General features: G+C 56.4%; 17 protein-coding genes and 1 pseudogene. 10 read left to right on the forward strand and 8 right to left on the reverse strand.

Annotated elements, in window-relative coordinates:
• Positions 1-212 precede the first annotated feature (212 nt).
• Positions 213-1016 (reverse strand): siderophore-interacting protein, encoded by an 804-nt coding sequence (locus tag CK911_RS09885; RefSeq protein ID WP_042018786.1) that lies wholly within the window; start codon positions 1014-1016, stop codon positions 213-215.
• 323 nt (positions 1017-1339) lie between these two features.
• Here CK911_RS09885 and CK911_RS09890 point away from each other — a divergent pair, with 323 nt between their 5' ends.
• Positions 1340-2857, forward strand: a complete 1518-nt coding sequence (locus tag CK911_RS09890; protein WP_098969803.1) for an HD domain-containing phosphohydrolase — start codon at positions 1340-1342, stop codon at positions 2855-2857.
• Positions 2858-3001: 144 nt separating this feature from the next.
• Here CK911_RS09890 and pgm read toward each other — a convergent pair whose 3' ends face one another.
• The gene (gene pgm / locus CK911_RS09895; RefSeq protein ID WP_098969804.1) at positions 3002-4651 is read right to left on the reverse strand and encodes a phosphoglucomutase (alpha-D-glucose-1,6-bisphosphate-dependent); all 1650 of its coding nucleotides are present in this window, start codon (positions 4649-4651) and stop codon (positions 3002-3004) included.
• Between the two features lie 58 nt (positions 4652-4709).
• Positions 4710-5219, reverse strand: coding sequence for a replication initiation negative regulator SeqA (gene seqA, locus CK911_RS09900; protein WP_172953996.1), 510 nt, complete (start codon positions 5217-5219; stop codon positions 4710-4712).
• Positions 5220-5511: 292 nt separating this feature from the next.
• On the opposite strand from seqA, the pseudogene CK911_RS09905 reads away from it, so the two are divergent.
• The 4 genes and pseudogenes from CK911_RS09905 (at position 5512) to fldA (ending at position 7433) form a co-directional block, all read left to right on the forward strand.
• Positions 5512-6275, forward strand: a pseudogene (locus CK911_RS09905) (alpha/beta fold hydrolase).
• Between the two features lie 55 nt (positions 6276-6330).
• Complete coding sequence (locus CK911_RS09910) at positions 6331-6552, forward strand: DUF2788 domain-containing protein (protein WP_042018776.1); 222 nt, start codon at positions 6331-6333, stop codon at positions 6550-6552.
• A 20-nt stretch (positions 6553-6572) separates the two neighbouring features.
• The gene (gene ybfE, locus CK911_RS09915) at positions 6573-6869 is read left to right on the forward strand and encodes a LexA regulated protein (RefSeq protein ID WP_042018773.1); all 297 of its coding nucleotides are present in this window, start codon (positions 6573-6575) and stop codon (positions 6867-6869) included.
• 39 nt (positions 6870-6908) lie between these two features.
• Positions 6909-7433 (forward strand): flavodoxin FldA, encoded by a 525-nt coding sequence (gene fldA, locus CK911_RS09920; RefSeq protein ID WP_042018772.1) that lies wholly within the window; start codon positions 6909-6911, stop codon positions 7431-7433.
• A 65-nt stretch (positions 7434-7498) separates the two neighbouring features.
• On the opposite strand, the gene CK911_RS09925 is transcribed toward fldA, so the two are convergent.
• Positions 7499-7972 carry a DUF4442 domain-containing protein gene (locus tag CK911_RS09925; protein ID WP_042018770.1) on the reverse strand — a complete coding sequence of 158 codons (474 nt, stop codon included), beginning with the start codon at positions 7970-7972 and terminating at the stop codon, positions 7499-7501.
• Between the two features lie 242 nt (positions 7973-8214).
• Between CK911_RS09925 and fur the strand changes: the two genes are divergently transcribed.
• Entirely contained in the window at positions 8215-8643 is a 429-nt protein-coding gene (fur, locus tag CK911_RS09930) for a ferric iron uptake transcriptional regulator (protein WP_042018769.1), read from the forward strand.
• Positions 8644-8776: 133 nt separating this feature from the next.
• On the opposite strand, the gene glnS is transcribed toward fur, so the two are convergent.
• The 3 genes from glnS to nagE form a co-directional block, all read right to left on the reverse strand.
• Positions 8777-10438, reverse strand: coding sequence for a glutamine--tRNA ligase (gene glnS, locus CK911_RS09935; protein WP_098969807.1), 1662 nt, complete (start codon positions 10436-10438; stop codon positions 8777-8779).
• Between the two features lie 348 nt (positions 10439-10786).
• On the reverse strand, positions 10787-13450 hold the full coding sequence (locus CK911_RS09940; protein WP_098969808.1) for a beta-N-acetylhexosaminidase: 2664 nt from the start codon (positions 13448-13450) through the stop codon (positions 10787-10789).
• A gap of 121 nt (positions 13451-13571) precedes the next feature.
• A complete protein-coding gene (nagE, locus tag CK911_RS09945; protein WP_042018764.1) occupies positions 13572-15050 on the reverse strand; it encodes an N-acetylglucosamine-specific PTS transporter subunit IIBC in 1479 nt (492 codons plus the stop codon).
• 273 nt (positions 15051-15323) lie between these two features.
• Here nagE and nagB point away from each other — a divergent pair, with 273 nt between their 5' ends.
• The 3 genes from nagB to CK911_RS09960 are packed head-to-tail and all read left to right on the forward strand — an operon-like array spanning position 15324 to position 18498.
• Positions 15324-16124 carry a glucosamine-6-phosphate deaminase gene (nagB, locus tag CK911_RS09950; protein ID WP_042018761.1) on the forward strand — a complete coding sequence of 267 codons (801 nt, stop codon included), beginning with the start codon at positions 15324-15326 and terminating at the stop codon, positions 16122-16124.
• 9 nt (positions 16125-16133) lie between these two features.
• On the forward strand, positions 16134-17279 hold the full coding sequence (gene nagA, locus CK911_RS09955) for an N-acetylglucosamine-6-phosphate deacetylase (protein WP_098969809.1): 1146 nt from the start codon (positions 16134-16136) through the stop codon (positions 17277-17279).
• A gap of 4 nt (positions 17280-17283) precedes the next feature.
• Positions 17284-18498, forward strand: a complete 1215-nt coding sequence (locus CK911_RS09960) for an ROK family protein (RefSeq protein ID WP_068977550.1) — start codon at positions 17284-17286, stop codon at positions 18496-18498.
• Between the two features lie 223 nt (positions 18499-18721).
• Here CK911_RS09960 and CK911_RS09965 read toward each other — a convergent pair whose 3' ends face one another.
• A complete protein-coding gene (locus CK911_RS09965) occupies positions 18722-20338 on the reverse strand; it encodes a phosphoethanolamine transferase (RefSeq protein ID WP_098969810.1) in 1617 nt (538 codons plus the stop codon).
• Positions 20339-20568: 230 nt separating this feature from the next.
• On the opposite strand from CK911_RS09965, the gene CK911_RS09970 reads away from it, so the two are divergent.
• Complete coding sequence (locus CK911_RS09970) at positions 20569-21804, forward strand: HD-GYP domain-containing protein (protein ID WP_098969811.1); 1236 nt, start codon at positions 20569-20571, stop codon at positions 21802-21804.
• Positions 21805-21811 lie beyond the last annotated feature (7 nt).

Raw genomic sequence — 21811 nt, forward strand, 5'->3', positions numbered from 1 at the left:
CCGGTGAAAAGTGATGGAGTTCATTGGCATGAACAGTCGTCCATGCCCCATCGCCCAGAACATCAGCGCATTACGGCAGGCCCTGCGTTGTGCGATGCCACTCGTAGCAATCAATAACAAAAGCGCCGTACCGACTGACATCGGGACGGCGCAATACTAAATGCAAATCATTTTTATTTGCAAGCGTGAATCAGATATTCTTTCGCATCCGCTTAATTATCCATCACATCGTGACGGGTCTGGTGATAGGCCTCTTCACTCTTGCCCCGGCGCCAGTACGGCACAGCGTAGAGCGACTGGCGATCCACCTCGAGCACTGACCTAAAATGGCGGCGCAGCGGCAACACTAGCGCCTCTTCACCACCCAGCCAGAAGAAGCCGCCATCGCGCACCAACGGCAGAGCAATCACATGCTCCAGCAGGCCGCTGGATTCGGGCTCGCCGACAAACCAGTGACAGCGCACCCCGACCGGCAGCGTCAACGGCTGAGCATCGGCCTGATCCGGCAGCAGTATGGCGATCTCCCCTCTGGCCTCGGCAGGCATCACCTCACACATCGCCATGATGGCGGGCAAGGCAGTGAGATCCCCCACCAGACAGTAGTGATCGGCCAGTTGCAGCATGGGGTTGGGGCCACCCGGCCCGGAGAGGATCACCTTCTCTCCCGGCTTGGCATGGGTAGCAAAGGCGCTGGCGGGCCCACCGTCACCGTGCAGTACGAAGTCGATATCAATTTCCTGCTCATCACGGCGAAACGCGCAGATGGTGTAGGTGCGGATCACCGGCTTGTCCGCAGGATTGCTCCAGCGCGGGCCGCTCGGGGTCATGGCAGGCAGCACCGGCTCTACCTGATGAGGCTGGGCCAGCATCACCTTGATATGGGCCCCACCGCAGGTAAAGGGATAATCAGCCAGTTCGCTGCCACCAAAGGTGATGCGACGCAAATGGGGGGTGATCTGGGTAATGGCTTTGACAGTCAGCAGACGGGGACGATTGGGAGGCAGAGATGGGGACACGATGAGGCTCCTCGTTGAGTGTGTCGCCATGCTACACGCAAATAGGAATCACTATCAAATAAGATTATTTCTCGTCTAATAGGTCCAATATGGATTCAAACATCACCAACCACTACCGCTAACACCCGAACACAGAAATGGGCTTTATGCACGCTAGCCCCATGATTGGGCAAAGAAAGCGGCCGGACAACACCACGGTCACAAAGGGTTCCATTTGCTTATTTCGACCATAGATTTTCGAGATCAAATATAATTTCTCAATAAGTTTCCTATCCTTAGTTAAGCAGTTAATGTAAGCACAGGATGCCAAACAGGATTGTATGATGGATGACCAAATCCTGATTATTGATGATGATGATCTCGCGCTTCCAAGCACGCAGCAAGCAGGCTGGAAGGTGATGATTGTTGACGATGAGCCCGAAGTGCATCGCATCACCAAAATCACCTTGAACAAATTCGAGTTTGACAATCGTCCCATCGATTTTCTGCATGCTTATTCTGCGGCCCAGGCCAAAGAGTTACTTGCCGTGACACCGGACGTGGCATTGCTGCTGCTGGATGTAGTGATGGAAGTTGACCACGCAGGTCTCGATGTCGTGAAATATGTCCGTGAAGAGCTGCAAAACAAGATGGTACGCATCGTGTTGCGTACTGGCCAGCCCGGCCAGGCGCCGGAAGATGATGTGGTCACCAACTACGACATCAACGATTACAAAGATAAAACCGAGCTAACCTCCCAGAAGCTGCGCACTCTGCTGCGGGCCAGCCTGCGATCCTATCGTGATATCCGCACCCTGGAGAGCAACCGTCAGGGGCTGGAAAAAGTCATCGAAGCCTCCAAGGGGATATTTGAGAAACGGGCGTTACGCCAGTTTGTCGAGGGTGCACAAGAACAGCTTAGCGCCCTGCTCCATCTTGGCGAGACCCAGATATACGACGTCAAACAGTACGCCTATGAGGTCAGGGATCAACTGCTGGAGCCACTGCTGCCGGGCCATTCAGCCATGTTGCTGACGGAAGCGCCCGAGATCCTCCGTCAAGCCATGCACATGCAATGCAATATCTATGGCATCAACCAGATGGTGCTCTATTGCCAGAACCCACGCCACCATCTGCTGTTCCATATCGAGACCACTCGGCAACTCAGCCAGATGGATACCGGGCTGCTGACCCTGTTCACCGAAAACATCATAGTGGCGCTTGAGAACATCCGTCTTAACGAGGTGATCGCCGATAACCAGCGGGAAATTATCTACCGCATCGGTGAGTTGGTTGAAACCCGATCCAAGGAATCGGGCCTGCACGTCAAACGTGTGGCGCTCTATACCGAGCTCTTTTGTCAGCTGCTTGGCATGAGTGAAGAACAAAGCGAATTGATTAAACGGGCGTCCCCTTTGCACGATATTGGCAAAGTTGGCATTCCTGATGCCATCTTGCACAAGCCGGGTAAATTAACACCTGAAGAGTGGGAGGTAATGAAAACTCATGCCCAGCTCGGGCAGGATATGCTCTCCGGCAGTGATCTGGCGCTATTTCAGATTGGCGCCACCATCGCAGGCAATCACCATGAGAAGTGGAATGGTGGCGGCTACCCTCGTGGTCTGAAAGGAGATGATATACCGCTGGAGGGAAGGGTTGTGGCGCTAGCAGATGTGTTCGATGCCTTGGGCTCGGATCGCTGCTACAAAAAAGCCTGGCCGCTGGACAAGGTGCTGGCCCTGATAGAAGAAGAGAAAGGGCAACACTTCGATCCCCAGCTGGTCGAGCTGATGATGAGCAATTTGGACAAGTTTTTAGAGATCCGTGAACAGCACAAAGACGTCTATATTGGCGAACACTAAAGCTGGATCGTTGCCAGCGATAGCTCAATAAAAAAACCGAAACCCATTGATGGGTTTCGGTTTTTTTATCTAACAAAGATGAGCTAATGTCTGCCCATAACTAACATATTGAGCCCTGCCTCGTTCTGGAGGCAAGGCTACTAATTAGACGCCAGCCTTGGCCAGCGCGGCAGAGACGATCTGCTGGGCTTCTTGCTGGATCAGATCCAGGTGTGCCTCACCCTTGAAGCTCTCCATGTAGATCTTGTAGATGGACTCAGTGCCAGAGGGACGAGCCGCGAACCAGCCGTTCTCGGTCACCACCTTGAGACCGCCGATGGCGGCATCGTTGCCCGGTGCCTTGGTCAGCTTGGCAATGATGGGCTCACCGGCGAGCGTTGAGGCTTCCACCAGTGCCGGATCCAGTTTGGAGAGCACCGCTTTCTGGGCGCTGTTGGCCGGGGCGTCGATACGACGGTAGCTGGAATGGCCAAACTTGGCTTCCAGTGCGTCGTAGTGGGCCTGGGGATCCTTGCCGGTCACCGCCAGAATTTCGGCCGCCAGCAGCGCCAGAATGAAACCATCCTTGTCAGTGGTCCAGACGGTGCCATCTTTGCGCAGGAAGGAGGCACCCGCACTCTCTTCACCACCAAAGCCGAACTCGCCGCTGTAGAGACCATCCACGAACCACTTGAAGCCAACCGGCACCTCTTTCAGGGTGCGGCCAATCTCACCGGCAACCCGGTCAATCATCGAAGAAGAGACCAGCGTCTTGCCGACGGCTGACTCTTTGGACCAGCCGGTGCGATGGGTGAACAGATACTGGATCGCCACCGCCAGATAGTGGTTCGGATTCATCAGGCCGGACTTGGTGACGATACCGTGACGGTCGTAGTCAGGGTCGTTGCCAAGGGCGATGTCGAACTTGTCTTTAAGCGCAATCAGGCTCGCCATGGCGAACGGGCTGGAGCAGTCCATCCGGATCTTGCCGTCTTTATCCAGGGTCATGAAGGAGAAAGTCGGGTCGACCTTGTAGTTCACCACCTCAATGTTCAGACCATAGGTCTTGGCGATGACGTCCCAGTAGGCGACGCCGGAGCCGCCCAGCGGGTCGACACCGATCTTGATGCCCGCGTTCTTGATGGCATCCATGTCCAGCACGTTCTTCAGATCATCCACGTAAGGGGTGACATAATCGTGCTCGACCACGAACGGGCTCTTGAGGGCTTCGGCGAACGGCATGCGTTTCACGCCAGCCAGACCCGCTTCCAGAATGGCGTTGGCACGGTCTTCCACCCACTTGGTGATCTCCCCTTCAGCGGGGCCACCGTGGGGCGGGTTGTACTTGAAGCCACCATCTTCCGGCGGGTTGTGAGACGGGGTGATCACCACACCATCAGCGCGCGCAGCAGGTTTGCCTGAGTTGTAGCGCAGGATGGCGTGGGAGATAACCGGGGTCGGGGTAAAGCCCATACCGACTTGAATGCGGGTTTCGACGCCGTTGGCCGCCAGCACTTCGACTGCGCTGGCAAAGGCGGATTCGGACAGGGCGTGGGTATCCATGCCGACAAACAGCGGGCCAGTGATACCGGCCTGCTGGCGATACTCCACCAGTGCCTGGGTCACCGCCAGAATGTGAGATTCGGTAAAGGCGTTGTGCAAGGCACTGCCACGGTGGCCAGAGGTACCGAAGGCAACCCGCTGTTCGGGGCGGCTCATGTCCGGCTTGTTGAGGTAGTAGGCGCTGACCAGACGGGGGATATTGGTCAGGTCGCTTAAACGGGCCGGTTGACCGGCGTGGGAATGCTGAGCCATAGCGTGTTCCTTGCGTAATGGCGGCCTTGGCGGGCAAGGCCTGAGTCTTGAGAAGTCGTTAAATAGCGCCACACACCTGCGCGATCACCTCTTCGCCATAGCTCATGCTGGCCATCATCTGAGCCACCATGTTTTGCTTGCGACGAGTGTTGGTATTGGTGATCACCCAGAATGGGGTTTCCGGTACCGGCTTGGGCTTGGTGGTACTGCCACTGGCGCGCAGAGCCTCAGGATCCCGCGAGAAATAGACCCGAGTACGGCCCTTGATTTCGGTCGCTTGGGTAAACCCGGCGGGGTCATCCCCATAGAGGGTGCTGAGCACCCGCATAAAGCGGTTGATAGACTTCTCTTCTTTTTCTAGCTCACCAGAATCGAGCAGGAGTTGCAGCCCCTGCTGCGCGGTTACCGCCTTGGGCTGTGCGACAGCCACTGGCTCGGCAACCGGCACACGTGCGTGAGCAGGCTGTTCCAGCAGGCGACGCAGGATATCGGAGGCACTCTCACCAATGTGCCGGGTCTGGCTGGCGATATAGAAGTAGAGATCGTCATCAAGCTCGATGGTTTTCATAGGGATGCGCTGGACTCGTCGAAATTCGGATGCGGCGATTATACATAGGCAAACCCGACAGCCCAAGCAAGGGGCTGGCAGATGTACATGAATCTCATCGAGAATACGGCATAATAGCGGGCCAAGTGTGTGATCAGCCGCACTGATAGCCGATCTGGACGGGATTTTTTAGAAAAAAAACCACATAAATTTCTCATCCGTTGGACGAAATCCTTTTCTTTCCAGTGCGTTAAATAAAACAGCGATACGCACCCACGACCGACAAGGTGTCATTTTGCAACAAAACAGCATATTGAACTTCAAGGAGCAGGGTCAGGGCCCGGCGGTCATTCTGATCCACGGCCTGTTTGGCAGCCTCGACAACCTCGGCCTGCTGGCCCGCCCCCTCTGCGAGCAGTACCGGGTCATCAGCGTCGATCTGCGCAACCACGGCGCCTCCTTTCATAGCAGCGAGATGAGCTATCCGGCCCAGGCGGCCGATATCCTGACCCTGATGGATCGGCTGGAAATTGCCGAAGCCATCCTGATTGGTCACTCGATGGGGGGCAAAGTCGCGATGCAGGTCGCCAAGCTGGCGCCAGAACGGGTGACCAGGCTGGTGGTGGCCGATATGGCGCCGGTCGCCTATCCCCACTCCCGCCACCAGAATGTCTTTGCCGGGCTGAATGCCACCCTGAACACGCCGCCGCAAAGCCGCAGCGAAGCTGAAGCCATGCTGGCGCAGCACATCGAAATCCCTGGGGTGCGCCAGTTCCTGCTCAAATCCTTCGCCAAAGGCGAACATGGCTGGGGCTGGCGCTTCAACGTCCCCGCCCTTGAGCAAAACTACGCCAACATCATGGGTTGGCCAGCGGATGAACACCGCTTCGAGGGCCCGGTGCTCTTTATCAAAGGGGGGATTCTGACTATATGCAGCCGCAATACAGCGCAACGGCGCTGGCCCAATTCCCGGCGGCAAAGGTGCGAATCATCGCGGGTACGGGCCACTGGCTACATGCGGAAAAACCGGCCTTGTTCAACAAATTGGTTGTGGATTTCCTGTCGATAGGCGGTTAACAGTTTCAAATCCTTTGTGATATAGTGCGCCGGTCATAAGGAGTGTGCGCAATCCATGCTAAGTGAACATATCGACCTGATCGAAAGTGTGGGCCTGAAATTATTTTTTCTGGCCATCTTCATCTTGATTGGTCTTGCCATTCATGACGTACTCAAGCGCGGCAATGTGCCCCGTTTTGGCCGTTTTGTCGTCTGGTTGGTACTGTTTCTGGGTTGTGCGGGTTTTGTCGCCAAGGGGCTGATCGAACTGGGCTGGGAAGGCTCAGGACTCGGCTAACTTATTTTCATCTGTGATGTATGGCCAAACAGCAAACTGATCGAACAACACTGGATCTGTTCGCAACTGAGAAGCGCCCCGGCAGGCCAAAAACCAATCCACTCCCCCGCGAGACCCAGCTCAAGATCAACAAGCGCAATCAGCTTAAGCGCGATCGAGACAATGGGCTCAAAAGGGTAGAGTTAAAGGTGGAGGCCGAGTTGCTGGAGCGCCTGAACCAACTTGCGTTACAACAGAACATCAGCCGAGCCGAGCTGATCCAATCTATTCTGAAACAACAGACTGAATCCGCCTTTGCGGTGGAGACCTCAGTCTGAGCGTTAAGCATTAACACCAAATACGGGTAACTAAACACTATGGCAAGTGTAGGTCTGTTTTTTGGCAGCGATACCGGTAACACCGAAGCTGTCGCCAAGATGATCCAGAAAGAGCTGGGCAAGCAACTGATTGAAGTCCGAGATATTGCCAAGAGTAGCAAGGCCGATATCGAGAGCTTTGACCTGCTGATGTTCGGTATCCCGACATGGTACTACGGTGAAGCTCAGGCCGACTGGGACGACTTCTTCCCTGATATGGGTGAAATCGACTTCACCAACAAGCTGGTTGCCATCTTTGGTTGCGGTGATCAGGAAGATTACTCCGAGTACTTCCTCGACGCGATGGGCACTCTGCGTGACATCGTCGAAGCCAAAGGCGCCATCATCATCGGTCACTGGCCTACTGCCGGTTACGAGTTTGAAGCTTCCAAAGCGCTGGTCGATGACAAGCACTTTGTCGGTCTGGGTATCGATGAAGATCGTCAACCCGAGCTGACCGCCGAACGCGTCAAAGGCTGGTGCAAGCTGTTACACGAAGAGATGTGCCTGGGCGAGCTGGAGTAATCCGCTCACCCTTACCTCTCTTAAGGGCCCCGATGGGGCCCTTGTTGTATCTGTAATGTGGCCGCTTATCCACCCCTGTGCTCCGGTTTGGATCTGACATACAGCGTCCGTTTCACCTGTGCTACCAACTCACCACTCTTGTCCTGTACCGTCACCTCGAACTCGGGGAAGTGCTTGTTACCCCCCTCGGTCGCCGCCACTATCTCGGCCAGCTTGCCCTCGGTCAGATTGAACTCAGCCACCAGCTTGCCCTTGCCCGGTTTGATGTAGTTGATGCTGCCCGCCTTGTCCCAAACGTAATAGCGATTCTTGAAGTAGCCCATCAACATCAGCGGATAGATAGGGTCCGTCATGGCAAACATGCTGCCGCCAAACTGGGTGCGGTTGGCATTCTTGTTCCACCAACGGGATTTCAGGGTCACCCGGCAGTAGCGAAAGTCATCGCTCAGGGTCTCTATCTTGATACCGGCGCCCCAGAAGGGGGGCCAGGCATTGAGTGCACGGCGCACCCAGGCCGCATTGCCAAAAAGCCAATCCATGATTCTCATCCGACCAGATGTGTGAAAGTTACATACTATCAACATATCCAATACCAGCAAGTCGGATCACACGATAGATTATTTCAATCCAGCCCCCCATTCATGGCTAAAGCCTTTGAATTACTGGGTTTATTTTTAGGGATGGTGCGACCTATAATGACAAGCCAAGCGAGTTCAAGGTTGCCATTCCAGTGGCAGTCCATCAGAATAACCTCACCTTCGAGAATGCGAATAAGTAGAATATGGCAGACAACAACCAAGCGTTAAAAAAGGCCGGGCTCAAGATCACCTTGCCCCGGGTCAAAATCCTGGAAATCCTGCAACAGCCGGACTGCCAGCACACCAGCGCCGAAGATCTCTATAAACGACTGATCGACCTGGGTGAAGAGATTGGTCTCGCCACCGTCTATCGCGTTCTGAACCAGTTTGATGATGCTGGTATCGTGACCCGTCACCACTTCGAAGGTGGCAAATCGGTATTCGAACTGGCGACTCAGGAGCACCACGACCATCTGGTTTGCCTCGACTGCGGCAAGGTGATCGAGTTTTCCGACGAAGTGATCGAGCAGCGCCAGCGTGAGATCGCCAAGAGATTCAATATCCGTCTCACCAACCACAGCCTCTACCTCTACGGTCATTGCGCGGCAGGTGATTGCAAGCACGACCATTAAATCGGGCTATCACACTCGATAACAGACAATAGACGGGCAATAGACGGACAACAAAAAAGCCAGCATCAGCTGGCTTTTTTGTTGTCCGATTGGCAGCAGAGAAGAGCAGGGTCTCCCCTGCCCTTGTCGCCACTTAGCCTTCGGCCTTACCCCAAACATCGCGCAGGGCAACGGTGCGGTTGAACACCAGATGCTGCGGGCTGGAGAGCTTGTTGTCGGCGCAGAAGTAGCCTTCACGCTCGAACTGGTAAGCTTGCTCCGGCTTGGCGCTCTTCAGAGAGGCCTCGACACGGGCACCCTCAATGATCACCAGCGAATCCGGGTTCAGCGCGGCTTCGAAGTCATCCTCGGCACCCGGGTTCGGCACCTTGAACAAGCGGTCATAGAGACGCACTTCGGCTGGCAGGGAGTGAGTGGCGCTGACCCAGTGGATCACCCCTTTCACCTTGCGGCCATCGGCCGGATCCTTGCCCAGGGTCTCGGGATCGTAAGAGCAGTAGATGCAGGTGACCTTGCCATCGGCATCTTTCTCGATGCGCTCAGCCTTGACCACATAGGCATTGCGCAGACGCACTTCCTTGCCCAGCACCAGACGCTTGAACTGCTTGTTGGCTTCTTCTTTGAAGTCCGCTTCGTCGATGAAGATTTCGCGGGTAAAGTTCAGCTCGCGGGTTCCCATCTCGGCATTGCTCGGGTGGGCCGGGGCAGTCAGTACTTCATCAGTGGCCAAGTTCTCGATCACCACTTTCACCGGATGCAGCACGGCCATGGCGCGCGGGGCATGCTCGTTGAGATCTTCGCGAATGCAGGCTTCCAGCATGCTCATCTCGACGATGTTGTCCTGCTTGGTCACGCCGATGCGCTTGCAGAACTCGCGGATGGAGGCCGGGGTGTAGCCACGGCGGCGCAGACCGGAGACGGTCAGCATGCGCGGGTCATCCCAGCCATTAACGTGCTGCTCGGTCACCAGCAGGTTCAGCTTGCGCTTGGACATCACTGTGTATTCGAGGTTCAGACGAGAGAACTCGTACTGACGGGGGTGGCACTCGATGCTGATGTTGTCCAGCACCCAGTCATACAGACGGCGGTTGTCCTGGAACTCCAGGGTACAGATGGAGTGGGTGATCCCTTCCAGCGCGTCCGAGATGCAGTGGGTGAAGTCATACATCGGGTAGATGCACCACTTGTCACCGGTCTGGTGGTGGTGAGCAAACTTGATGCGGTAGATAACCGGATCACGCATCACCATGAAAGGGGACGCCATGTCGATCTTGGCACGCAGGCAAGCGGTGCCTTCGGCACACTCACCGTTCTTCATCTTGGCAAACAGCGCCAGGTTCTCGGCCACGCTGCGATCGCGGAACGGGCTATTTTTGCCCGGCGCAGTCAGGGTACCGCGATACTCGCGCATCTGCTCGGCGGTCAGCTCGTCCACATAGGCCAGACCCTTTTCAATCAGCTCGATGGCATAACCGTGCAGCTTGTCGAAATAGTCGGAGGAGTAGCAGATCTCGCCGCTCCACTCGAAGCCAAGCCACTGTACGTCCTGTTTGATGGACTCGACGTATTCGATGTCTTCTTTCACCGGATTGGTGTCATCGAAACGCAGGTTGCACTGGCCCTGATAGTCACGGGCAATGCCGAAGTTCAGGCATATGGACTTGGCATGGCCGATATGGAGATAACCGTTCGGCTCGGGCGGGAAACGGGTATGCACGCTGCTGTGCTTACCACTGGCCAGATCTTCATCAATGATCTGACGAATAAAGTTAGTTGGGCTGTTCGCCTGAGTCATGGCTCACCTCAAAAATGCGTCACTGGCGGAAGTCGTGCCGGTTGGCACCCTCATACCCCCGCCGTCAAGCCGGATATGATCCCTCATTACGCGCCCTGCCTCAACCTGAATTTGGCCGTTACCAGCCATTGAGCAGCTAAAAAAACCGAGGTTTGCCCAATTTTAAGCAGCCATCATAAAAAAGCCCCGCACAAGGCGGGGCAGAAAGTGATGAAAAACAAACAGACAATACACACACACAACAAAGGCTCACACGCACAGTCAACCTTTCCCAAACCCGATACATCATCCATCGCCCTTGGGAAAGGCGGGTCTTGCGACCCACCTCATGTTAACGGTTGACGGCTATCAGTTCAGTTCGGTGACGCGGCTGGTGCGCTTGCCATCGAAGCTGGTGGTACGCAGGTAGACCTTGCCATTTACGCTCGGCTTGGCCGCAGCATCGTAGGCAGTCCAGGTGGTGCCATCCATGCTGTACTGGATAGGCAGACCCGGCAGATCCACGTTAGCTTCCAGCACACCGTTGACTACCTTGGCACCCGGTACAGAGAGACGGTATTCAACACCGCTCTGATCCAGCTTCGGCAGCACGCGCTGACCCAGCAGGTTGGCAAACTGGTTCCACTCTTTGTTGAGGGTGGCCTTGTTGACATGCTTGGTCTCGCCGGAGAACTCGCGACCCTTCACATAGTTCAGCTCGAAGCCACCTTTGTGCCAGGCACGCTCGGCCACGGAGAAGATACGCGGGTAGACCATGTACTCGTACTGAGCATCAGTACGCACGGTTTCACTCCACTGCTGACCGGAGATCCCCTTGAACTTGACCGGATCCTGGTCACCCTTGGCCACGAAGGCGTTGCCGTCGCGGTCAACCGAGGTCTCGGCGTTCTGCGGCAGGTTTTCCGGGGCGAAGGCGAACACCTTGCGCGTGTCGTTGAAACGGGTTGCCCAGTAGTAGCCACGCTCAGCCGGGTGTACTTCGTTCGGGAAGTCGAAGTAGAGGTAATCCGGGTTGGACAGCACCACTTCGTAACCCTTGTGCGCCCACTTCATCGCTTCGTTGAAACCACCCCAATAGAGGGTCTCCCAGAAGTTGACTCGAGTATTGTCGGTCGCAAAATCTTTGGAATTGGCCGCGTACTTCAGACCATCTTCCCATGCCTGCAGGGTTGACAGGCCGCGGTCCTTGACCATCTGGCCCACTTCCTTGGCGAAGTAAACCGGCAGCTCGCCCACTTCCTTGATCTTGCCATCGTCGATCATCTTCTGGCACATCGGGGACTTGCCAAACGGCTTGTCCTGCTTGCTGGAGTCGACGTTGCCTTTCCAGGCGACCAGCTCTTCTTTCTTGGTGACGGCCGGATCCTGATAGCCACCGCCCTGCATGATGTTCTTCGCCTCGTCACCACCGTAGTGCCATGCGGTCAGCGGCTGGCCGGCGGCCTGGTGCATCTGGGCCACTTCATCCATCACCTTGGCCACGAAGGTGGCAGCACCCGGCTGGCAAGGGTTGATGAAGGACATCTTGTCGTAGAACTGGACCGAGGTAACGTTGGAGGTGTCAGCCGGGTCAGTCAGACGGAACTGGTTGGCTTCGGCTTCTTTGCCTTCCGCCATCAGACGCTTGTAGCGCGCTTCCATGGAGACCACGGCAGCACGGGCATGAGCCGGCATGTTGATCTCGGGCACCACGGTCACACCGCGGGCCTTGGCATAACGCACCAGATCCACGTAGTCAGACTTGCTGTAGAAACCGGAACCCTGGTTGTCGCTGGTCGGGCCGGAACCCAGTTGCGGCATCAGGCACTTGGTTTCGGATTCGTCGTGGCAACGCTGGCTACCGACTTGAGTCAGCTCCGGCAGACCCGGGATCTCCAGACGCCAGCCTTCATCGTTGGTCAGCCCCAGGTGCAGCACGTTGAGCTTGGTGGCAGACATCTGATCCACCAGCTTCTTCATGGTCTCCAGGCTGCGGAAGTGACGGGCCACGTCGGTCTGCATGCCACGGTATTCAAAGCGCGGCGCATCCTCGACGGTCATCTGGCTCACCAGCTTGTCATCAACACCCAGCAGGGAGATCAGGGATTGCGCACCCCAGTAAGCCCCGTCGATATCATGACCCTGGATCACAGTGCCTTTTTTGCCGATGGTCATGTCATACCCTTCGGCCTGCTTGAGCTTGCTACCAAGTTTGATGGTGACTGGATAGCCGGTGTCGGAGAGGGTAACACCCAGCTTGGTCAGTTCAGCCTTCAAAACCTCGGCGCGATCGCTCGGCAAGTCCAGGGCATTGAGTTTGATGGTAGAGAAGTCAACCTGCGGGCCAGCCTTGACCACTTGCTTGAGCGGGGTCGGCAGGATCTGGTTGTCAATCTTGCCAGCGGGCAGCAGGGTGCTGGTCTGGTTGGCAGCGAAACGGGTTTCGCTGTTCATCAGGATGTTCTTGTCATCCTTGGTGCGCTTCCAGCCATCGGCCGGCATCGGCTTCTCGTAGGTGCTGGCATCATTGATATTGCTCATGCTGGCCAGTACTTTCGGCTCGGCACCTTCGCTGGCAACATACCAGTTCGGCATGATGTCAGATTCGAACAATACCCAGTACTCCACCACCAGCGGCACTTCGACGGTGGTATCCTTGGCAAAACCCTGGAACTTATCGGTTGGCGTCAAACGATATAGGTCGCCAGTCATGGGGGTGATGGTGAACTGGTCATTATCCACGCGCTGGATACGACGAATGGAGGAGATGTAGATGCTCCAGTCTTTGGAATCCACATCCGCACCGGTATTGGTCAGATGCAGCTTGGCAACGCCACAGCTTGCCCACTCGGAACCGAGCGCCTGGCAATCGAGGCTGGCACCGGCACCGTCGTTGGTGACCACTTCATACTTGACCACCAGATTGCTGGCGAGGGAGTCAACCACGGCTTGCTTGGCGGCATCAGCTGCCAGTGCGGGGCCTGCAAAAACGGTAGACATGGCAATGGCTAACAGAGAATGTTTCAAGTTCATAACTGCTGCTCTCATTTGAAGTAAAGGTTGGATTTTCTTGGCTTTTTTATATTGGGCCCCTGAGCGGGGCCCTTAATTATGTCAACAATGGACTTAGACTTGAGGTGAGCGAGTCGCTCGATTAACGCAGGGCTTTCATCTCACCGGCGATGATTTCGGCCAATGGGCCCAGAATCACCTGCAGGTTCTGCTCACCGAGTTTGACCACACCGGCCGCACCCAGGGCTTTCAGCTTGCGCTCATCGACGATGCTGCGATCTTTCAGAGTCAGACGCAGACGGGTGATGCAGGCATCGATGGAGACCAGGTTCTCTTGACCACCCAGCACGTCCAGGTATTGCTTGGCCAGCTCGGTACGGTTGGTAGATTGAGCCACTGCCGGAGCTGTGTCTTCGTCATCTTCACGACCCGGGGTTTTCAGGTTCAGCTTGGCAATCACTACACGGAACACTGAGTAGTAGATACCGAAGAACACCAGACCCTGAGCAATCAGCATGTACCAGTTGGTCGCCAGCGGGTTACGGCTGGAGAGCACCATATCCACCAGGCCGGCACTGAAGCCGAAGCCAGCCATCCAGTGCATGGAGGAAGCGATGAACACAGAGATACCGGTCAGCACAGCGTGGATGACATACAGTACCGGAGCTACGAACATGAAGGAGAATTCAAGCGGCTCGGTTACCCCGGTGAAGAAGGAGGCAAAGGCAGCTGCGATCATGATGGAAGCAACTTTCTCTTTGTTCTCTTTCTTGGCGGAGTGGTAGATGGCCAGCGCTGCACCCGGCAGACCGAACATCATGATTGGGAAGAAGCCAGCCTGGTACATACCGACCACGCCTTTCACCTGATCCAGGCTCTTGCCAGCAGCCAGAGCGGCATCGATGGTAGCCTGACCACCCAGGAAGTTCGGGATGTCGTTGATACCGGCCACGTTGAACCAGAACACGGAGTTCAGGGCGTGGTGCAGACCAATCGGGATCAGCAGACGGTTGAAGAAGGCGTAGATACCGGCGCCAGTGGAGCCCAGGCTCACGATGGATTCACCGAAGGAGACCAGACCACCGTAAATGGCTGGCCATACCGCCATCAGGATGAAGGAGACGACGATCATCACGACGGAGGTTACGATCGGTACCAGACGGCGACCGGAGAAGAAGGAGAGTGCCTTGTGCAGCTCGACGCTGCTGAAGCGGTTGTACAGCTCAGCGGCGATAACACCACACAGGATACCCACGAACTGGTTGCTGATCTTGGCAAACGCGGCAGGAACTTCTTCCAGCGGGATGCTCTTGATCTGGGCAACTGCACCCGGGCTCAGCAGGGTGGTAACGACCAGGAAGCCGACCAGACCTGCCAGCGCAGCAGAACCGTCTTTATCCTTGGACATACCGTAAGCAACACCGACTGCGAACAGTACGGACATGTTATCGATAATGGCTGCACCCGCTTTAATCAGGAAGGCAGCCAGCGCGCTGTCACCACCCCAACCATTCGGGTCAATCCAGTAGCCAACCCCCATCAGGATCGCTGCGGCAGGCAATACCGCTACCGGCACCATCAGGGCACGGCCGATCTTTTGCAAATAACCGAGAATGTTCACGGTTCCTCTCCTTAGTTAATGTTTTTCTAGAAATTAAGTGCTTATCACGTTTGACGCATAAGCCATCAAGGCTTGATTGGCAGTCTAGGGCTTTTATTTCGCTGCGCAAATTAATAAACCAATAATCGTGATCGTTATCACCCAAACAAGATAAAGGTGGTGGATAGATGTGGCTTAGTTCGCAATCTTTATTTACGCTATAAAACAACTTGAATCCGTCTTAGCCCATTGCCACCGCCAAACCGGTAGCAACCCGAAACAGAGGTATCCTTCATGCGCCTGATCCCGTTGAAATCTGCCAGCCAAGTAGGCCTGTGGTCTGCCCGTTACATCGTTGACCGCATCAACGCGTTCAAGCCGACTAGCGATCGCCCTTTCGTGCTGGGCCTGCCCACCGGTGGCACCCCGCTCAATACCTACAAGCGCCTGATCGAGTTGCACAAAGCCGGTGAAGTGAGCTTCCAGAACGTGGTTACCTTCAACATGGACGAGTACGTCGGCCTGCCGGAAGATCACCCGGAGAGCTACCACAGCTTCATGCACAACAACTTCTTCTCTCACATCGACATCCGTCCGGAAAATATCAATATCCTCAACGGCAACGCCGAGGATCTGCTGGCCGAATGCAAGCGTTACGAAGACAAAATCAAGTCCTATGGCAAGATCCAGCTGTTCATGGGTGGCGTGGGCAATGATGGCCACATCGCGTTCAACGAACCGGCCTCTTCTCTTGCTTCCCGCACCCGGATCAAGACCCTGACCGAAGATACCCGCATCGCCAACTCCCGCTTCTTTGGCGGCGACATGGAGCAGGTGCCCAAACTGGCCCTGACCGTGGGTGTCGGTACCCTGATGGATGCTGAAGAGATCATGATCCTGGTCACCGGTCACGGCAAGGCACTGGCCCTGCAAGCCGCCGTGGAAGGCAGCGTCAACCACATGTGGACCATCTCCACCCTGCAACTGCATCCGAAGGGAATGATGGTGTGCGACGAGCCCTCCACCATGGAGCTCAAGGTCAAGACCGTTCGCTACTTCCAGCAGTTGGAAGCCGCCAACATCGGCCGTCTGTAAGGAGTCGTCATGTACGCATTGACCAACTGCACCCTCTACACCGGCAGCTGCGTGCTGACCGGCTTCGGGGTGCTGATCGAGGGCGACCAGATTGTCGCCATCTCTCATCTGGCCGAGCTGCCAGCGGGCATTGAGCTGATTGACCTCAAGGGCGCCAACCTGACCGCCGGTTTTATCGACGTGCAGCTCAACGGCTGTGGCGGGGTGATGTTCAACACCGACATTACGGCCGAGACCCTGGCAACCATGCAGGCCGCCAACCTCAAATCCGGTACTACCAGCTTCCTGCCGACCCTGATCACCAGTCCGGATGCCGACATGAAGCAGGCCGTTGCGGTGACGCGTGATTATATGGCGGCCAATCCCAATGAGGTGCTGGGCGTCCATCTGGAAGGGCCTTACACCAACCTCAAGCGCAAGGGGATCCACCCTGCTGCGCAAATTCGCCAGCCAGCGGACGAGATGATCGACTTCTTCTGCGCCAACGCGGATGCCATCACCAAGATCACCCTGGCACCGGAGCGCAACGACCCGGCCCATATCCGCCGTCTGGTGGAAGCGGGCATTCTGGTCTCGGCCGGTCACACCGCCGCCAGTTACGATCAGGCGATGACGGGCTTTGACAATGGCATCCGCTTTGCCACCCACCTCTACAACGCCATGACTCCGACCCTCAACGGTCGCGAGCCGGGCGTGGTGGGCGCCATCTATGACCGCAAGGATGTCTATGCGGGCATCATCGTCGATGGCCACCATGTGCACTGGGCCAATGTGCGGCTGGCTCACAAGATGCTGGGGGAACGACTGGTGCTGGTCACCGATGCCACCGCAGCGGCTGGTGCGCCAGAAGGCTTTGAGAAATTTGATTTTTGTGGCACCACCGTGTTTTTACGCGATGGTCAGTGTATCGACGAGAATGGTACACTCGGCGGCTCTTCCCTCACCATGATTGAGGGGGTAGAGAATCTGGTCAAGCAGGTCGGATTACCGCTCGATGAAGCACTGAGAATGGCCAGCCTCTACCCTGCGCGCGCCATTGGATGGGACTCACGTCTCGGTAGTATCCAGGTCGGTAAAATAGCCAACCTCACTGTCTTCGATCAGGACTTCACGGTCCAAGGGACCGTGGTTAACGGACACTACACACAACAGTGACATCATGACTGGCGGACAAATAGCAAACGTAGATCTTATCAAGCAGGTCAATTGTGCAGCCGTATATCGGCTCATCGACCTGCAGGGCCCCATCTCTCGGGTCAAAATTGCCGAGTTGAGTCAGCTGGCCCCGGCCAGCGTGACCAAAATAACCCGGCAACTGATCGAGCATGGCCTGATCAAGGAGACCTCTCCGCAAGCCTCCACTGGCGGGCGGCGCGCCATCTCGTTGACCACCATCAAACAGCGCTTTCAGTTTGTCTCCGCCAAGCTGGGCCGCGGCTACCTGCAACTGAGTCTTTATGATCTCGATGGCAAGGAGCTCGACCAGCACGTCATTCAGGTGAGTGAAATCGACCAGCAACCGGTGGTTGACATGCTGCTGCGTGAAATTGGCGCCTTTATCGATGCCAACCGTGAGCGTAGCCGCAACCTGATCAGCATCGCATTGACCATGCCGGGTCTGGTCAACCCGGAATCCGGCATGGTTATCTACACCCCCAAATACCAGATCCGCAATCTGGGGCTGGCGAAGCTGTTGGAAAATCACTTCAACCTCCCCTGCTACGTGGGCAACGACATACGTTCGCTGGCGCTGGCCGAACACTTCTTCGGCGAATCCCGCGACTGCATGGACTCCATTCTGGTGAGTGTCCATCAGGGCACGGGCTCGGGGATCATCACCAAGGGGCAAGTATTCCTCGGTCAGAACCGCAACGTCGGCGAGATCGGCCATATCCAGGTCGAGCCGCTCGGCAAACGCTGCCACTGCGGCAACTTCGGCTGCCTCGAGACCATCGCCTCCAACGAAGCCATCGTTGACAAGGTGAAGGAGCTCATCAGCCGCGGCCACCAGAGCGCGTTGCAGGAGAAGCACATCACCATCCAGGAGGTGTGCAAGGCCGCAATGGCTGGGGACGAACTGGCTCGCAGCGTGATCGAGAACGTAGGTGAGCATCTGGGACGAGCGGTGGCCATCACGGTTAACCTGTTCAACCCGCAGAAGGTGCTGATCGCTGGCGAAATCACCGCAGCAGAAGAGATCCTGTTCCCGGCGATCCGCCGCTGCGTCGAGCATCAATCCCTGCCGAGCTTCCACCGTGGCCTGCCCATCGTGAAAGCCCGCTTCCAGAATCAGCCGACCTACGGCGGTTTTGCGCTGGTCAAGCGCGCCCTGCTGGAAGGGGATCTGCTGCAGATCATCATGGAACAGCGGTAAGACTCCCCCTTGCGAATAACAAAACGGCAGCCAGTGGCTGCCGTTTTCTATTGTGTATTCGCTGGAGGCTTAGTCTGCATGGTGCGTCTCTTGCCCATTCACCCCGCACGGCACGGCTTGAACAAATCCAGCGCGCCGTCGTAGACGCGGGTCTGCACGTCCATGATGCCCAGCATGGCGCGGGGCAACAGGTTGTCGCGTTTGTTCAACCTTGCTTACCCATTCACCCCGCCCGACACGGCTTGAACAGATCCAGCGCGCCGTTGTAGACACGGGTCTGCACATCCATGATCCCTAACATGGAGTGGAACAGGTTGTCGTGTGAAAAACGCTTGCTGCCCGCCTCCGCCGCCAGACAGCCCATATCCAGCTGGCGATCGGCCTGCAACTGGGGTGAGAACCAGGTCAGCAGCGGCACCCGGGTTTGGTCATCCGGCGCAAACTTGTAGGGGGTGCCGTGCAGATAGAGCCCCATGGCACCGAGGGATTCGCCGTGATCGGAGAGATAGACCAGTCCCACATCGTACTGGCTCTCCAGCGACTTGAGCTTGTCGATCAGCTGCCTCACTACCTTGTCGGTGTAGCGAATGGTGTTGTCATAGGTGTTGACCAGCTCTTCGTTGCTGCAGTTTTCGATGTCGCTGCGCGGGCAGTCCGGCACAAAGGCGCGCTCACTGGCGGGATAACGACGGAAATAGGTCGGGCCATGACTGCCCATCAGGTGAAAAGCCACCAGCTTGTTGCCCTTCATCCCGGCAATCTGCTGATCCAGCCCCTCCAGCAACACCTCGTCATAGCAAGACTCCCCCTGACAGAGCGCCGGATAGGATTTGGGGAGGATCTCGATGGTCGGCACATTGCGGCACACCCCTTTGCAGCCACCATCGTTCTCTTTCCACAGCACCGACACTCCGGCATGTTGCAGCACATCGAGCAGGCCATCACGGGAGCTGGCGAGCTGATCATCGTAGCCGCGGCGGGTGAGGTTGGAGAACATGCAGGGCACCGAGACGGCAGTGGCCGTGCCGCAGGAGCGCACATCCTTGAACGACACCACCCCCTGCTCTTTCGAGGTGAAGCTGTTGGTTGCCTTGCCATAGCCATTGAGGGAGTAGTTCTGGCTGCGCGCGGTTTCCCCCACCACCAGAAACATCAGGGTCGGCTTGCCTCCCCGGGCCACCACCCTGGCGTCGGTCCCCAGATGCTGGTAGGGGATCGGGGTGGCAAACAGCACATCCCGCCCATATTTGTAGAGGCCGTGGACATAGTTGGCGGGCACAATCTCTTTCGCCAGCGGCTTGTTGTTACGCCCGACCGAGGCGTAATCCTGATAGTAAAGTGCGGCAACGCCCCCGATAAACAGCAGGGAGATGGCCAGCGCACCTGCCCGCAACGCCAGCCCCTGATACCAGCGAGCTGGATAACGGATCTTGATCGACCAAAGCACCAGCACGGGTAGCAGCCCGGTCAGCAGAAACCAGAGCGCAACCGAGCCATTCAAATAGGCCCCAGCTTCGCCACTGTTGGTCTCCACTATGTTCTGCATCATGCCGGCATCGAAGATGACGCCGTACTTGAGCATGGCGTAGCTGACGATGGAGCCGCTCAGGATCAGCACGGTGAAAAATGGCTTGAGCAAAAAACGGAACGTAAAAGGGATAAACACGGCATTAAGTGCCGCGACAAGTACCAACGGGATCGAGATGGCAAACCCGGCTTTGACATGGGTCAGACCACTGAGCACCGTATAGAAATGCAAAAAGATTGGCCAGTTCAGTACCAGAGCGAAAAAGAGCACCAGCAACAGATTGGTCTGCAGTACACCGAGCGTTATACGCATAAACAACTCCTACATACCGGCCTACAGAGAGAGGACCCGGTCAAGCCAACAGAAACGACGGGGCCAGCGTAGGAAGTAAAACTTAAGAGCGAATTAATAAGGGAAGCGTGGTGCTAGTGCGCGCCATCACAGCGTGGGGTAATCACCTCACTTACAATGGATTTTTAGTTGTCTATCCCTTGGATTTTGCTAGCTTGTTGAGTAGGCATTCACGAAATGCAGGTTCACTGATGGCACTGATCCAAGCCTCGATAGAGCAGCTGAGAGTAGGCCACTTTATCCACCTTCCGACCGGCTGGACCAACCATCCGTTCATGTTCAATACGTTCAAAATCAAGGATCAGCAGCAACTCGACATTATCCGTCATCTTGATCTCACCCTGTTAATGGTTGACCCCGACAAGAGCGATCTGCCGATCGAGCCGCTGCTGCGCGGGGATATGCCGGATGCGGGCCCTGATCTCGAAGAGCTGGAAGAGCTGATTGCCTCGGGCCCGCCCCCTTTTGACGAGAAAGCCTTTCGCCGATCCATGCGCGCTGCCGACAAGGCCTTTGGCCAGTCCATGAGCGAGCTGCGCGATGCGCTTGGAGCCCTGAACCTCAAACCGGATGAGGGGCTGGCCAATACGGCGCAGATTGTCCGAAACGCAGCAGCCGCCCTCAGTCAACACGAAGGCCCCCTCGGGCTGCACCTTATTCGCAGCCCTCACACCGATATCCTGCTGCAGCACAGCCTCAACGTCGCCTTTATCTCTATGCTGATGGCGCGCGAACTGGGCATGAACCCCATCGAACTGGAGGAGACCGGGCTTGCCGGACTTATCCACGACATCGGCGAGCTTAAAATCCCGAGCCAGATCACCCAGAAGCGCGGGGATCTCAGCAAGGCAGAGCAGAACTTCCTCAATATGCACCCCCAGTACGGGCTGGAGATGCTGACCCATCTCAACGCCTTTGAACCGAAAATCCGTCAGGTCGCCCATCAGCACCACGAGCGGCTCGATGGCAGCGGTTATCCACTGGGGATCAAGGGGGGAGAGATCCCGCCGCTGGCACGGATCATAGGACTGGTGGATTACTACGATGAGCTACTGCACCCCCGCAGCAGCGGCAACCCGGCAGCACCGAGCCAGGCCATCAGCCAGCTCTACAAACTATCCCAGAAAAAATTCGACCAGAATCTGGTCAAATTGCTGATCAAGGTGCTGGGGGTCTATCCGCCGGGATCTCTGGTGAAACTCTCCGATGAGAGCATAGCGCTGGTGCTCTCCACCGAGCCCACCATGCCCCTCAAGCCGAAGATCCTGCCCTATATCAAGGCCCAGCGCCCGGAAGCGGTAGCGATGATCGACCTGCGGGAAGACGAGCGCACCATCACCGCCTTTATCAAACAGGAAGAGCTGGATGAGGGACAACGGCAGTTCTTCAACCTGACCCGCCGCTTCTGCTACTACTTTGCATTCTGAGTTATCC

The organism is Aeromonas sp. CU5 (assembly GCF_002586745.1).
Lineage (GTDB): Bacteria > Pseudomonadota > Gammaproteobacteria > Enterobacterales > Aeromonadaceae > Aeromonas > Aeromonas sobria.

Bases quoted from the DNA above. Each gene is read 5' to 3' on its own strand.
- pgm (WP_098969804.1), bottom strand. From the start codon at position 4,651: ATGGCTCAGCATTCCCACGCCGGTCAACCGGCCCGTTTAAGCGACCTG.
- fur (WP_042018769.1), top strand. From the start codon at position 8,215: ATGGCAGACAACAACCAAGCGTTAAAAAAGGCCGGGCTCAAGATCACC.
- CK911_RS09940 (WP_098969808.1), bottom strand. From the start codon at position 13,450: ATGAACTTGAAACATTCTCTGTTAGCCATTGCCATGTCTACCGTTTTT.
- CK911_RS09970 (WP_098969811.1), top strand. From the start codon at position 20,569: ATGGCACTGATCCAAGCCTCGATAGAGCAGCTGAGAGTAGGCCACTTT.
- nagA (WP_098969809.1), top strand. From the start codon at position 16,134: ATGTACGCATTGACCAACTGCACCCTCTACACCGGCAGCTGCGTGCTG.
- nagB (WP_042018761.1), top strand. From the start codon at position 15,324: ATGCGCCTGATCCCGTTGAAATCTGCCAGCCAAGTAGGCCTGTGGTCT.
- fldA (WP_042018772.1), top strand. From the start codon at position 6,909: ATGGCAAGTGTAGGTCTGTTTTTTGGCAGCGATACCGGTAACACCGAA.
- CK911_RS09960 (WP_068977550.1), top strand. From the start codon at position 17,284: ATGACTGGCGGACAAATAGCAAACGTAGATCTTATCAAGCAGGTCAAT.
- CK911_RS09910 (WP_042018776.1), top strand. From the start codon at position 6,331: ATGCTAAGTGAACATATCGACCTGATCGAAAGTGTGGGCCTGAAATTA.
- seqA (WP_172953996.1), bottom strand. From the start codon at position 5,219: ATGAAAACCATCGAGCTTGATGACGATCTCTACTTCTATATCGCCAGC.
- CK911_RS09890 (WP_098969803.1), top strand. From the start codon at position 1,340: ATGGATGACCAAATCCTGATTATTGATGATGATGATCTCGCGCTTCCA.
- glnS (WP_098969807.1), bottom strand. From the start codon at position 10,438: ATGACTCAGGCGAACAGCCCAACTAACTTTATTCGTCAGATCATTGAT.
- ybfE (WP_042018773.1), top strand. From the start codon at position 6,573: ATGGCCAAACAGCAAACTGATCGAACAACACTGGATCTGTTCGCAACT.
- CK911_RS09925 (WP_042018770.1), bottom strand. From the start codon at position 7,972: ATGGATTGGCTTTTTGGCAATGCGGCCTGGGTGCGCCGTGCACTCAAT.
- CK911_RS09965 (WP_098969810.1), bottom strand. From the start codon at position 20,338: ATGCGTATAACGCTCGGTGTACTGCAGACCAATCTGTTGCTGGTGCTC.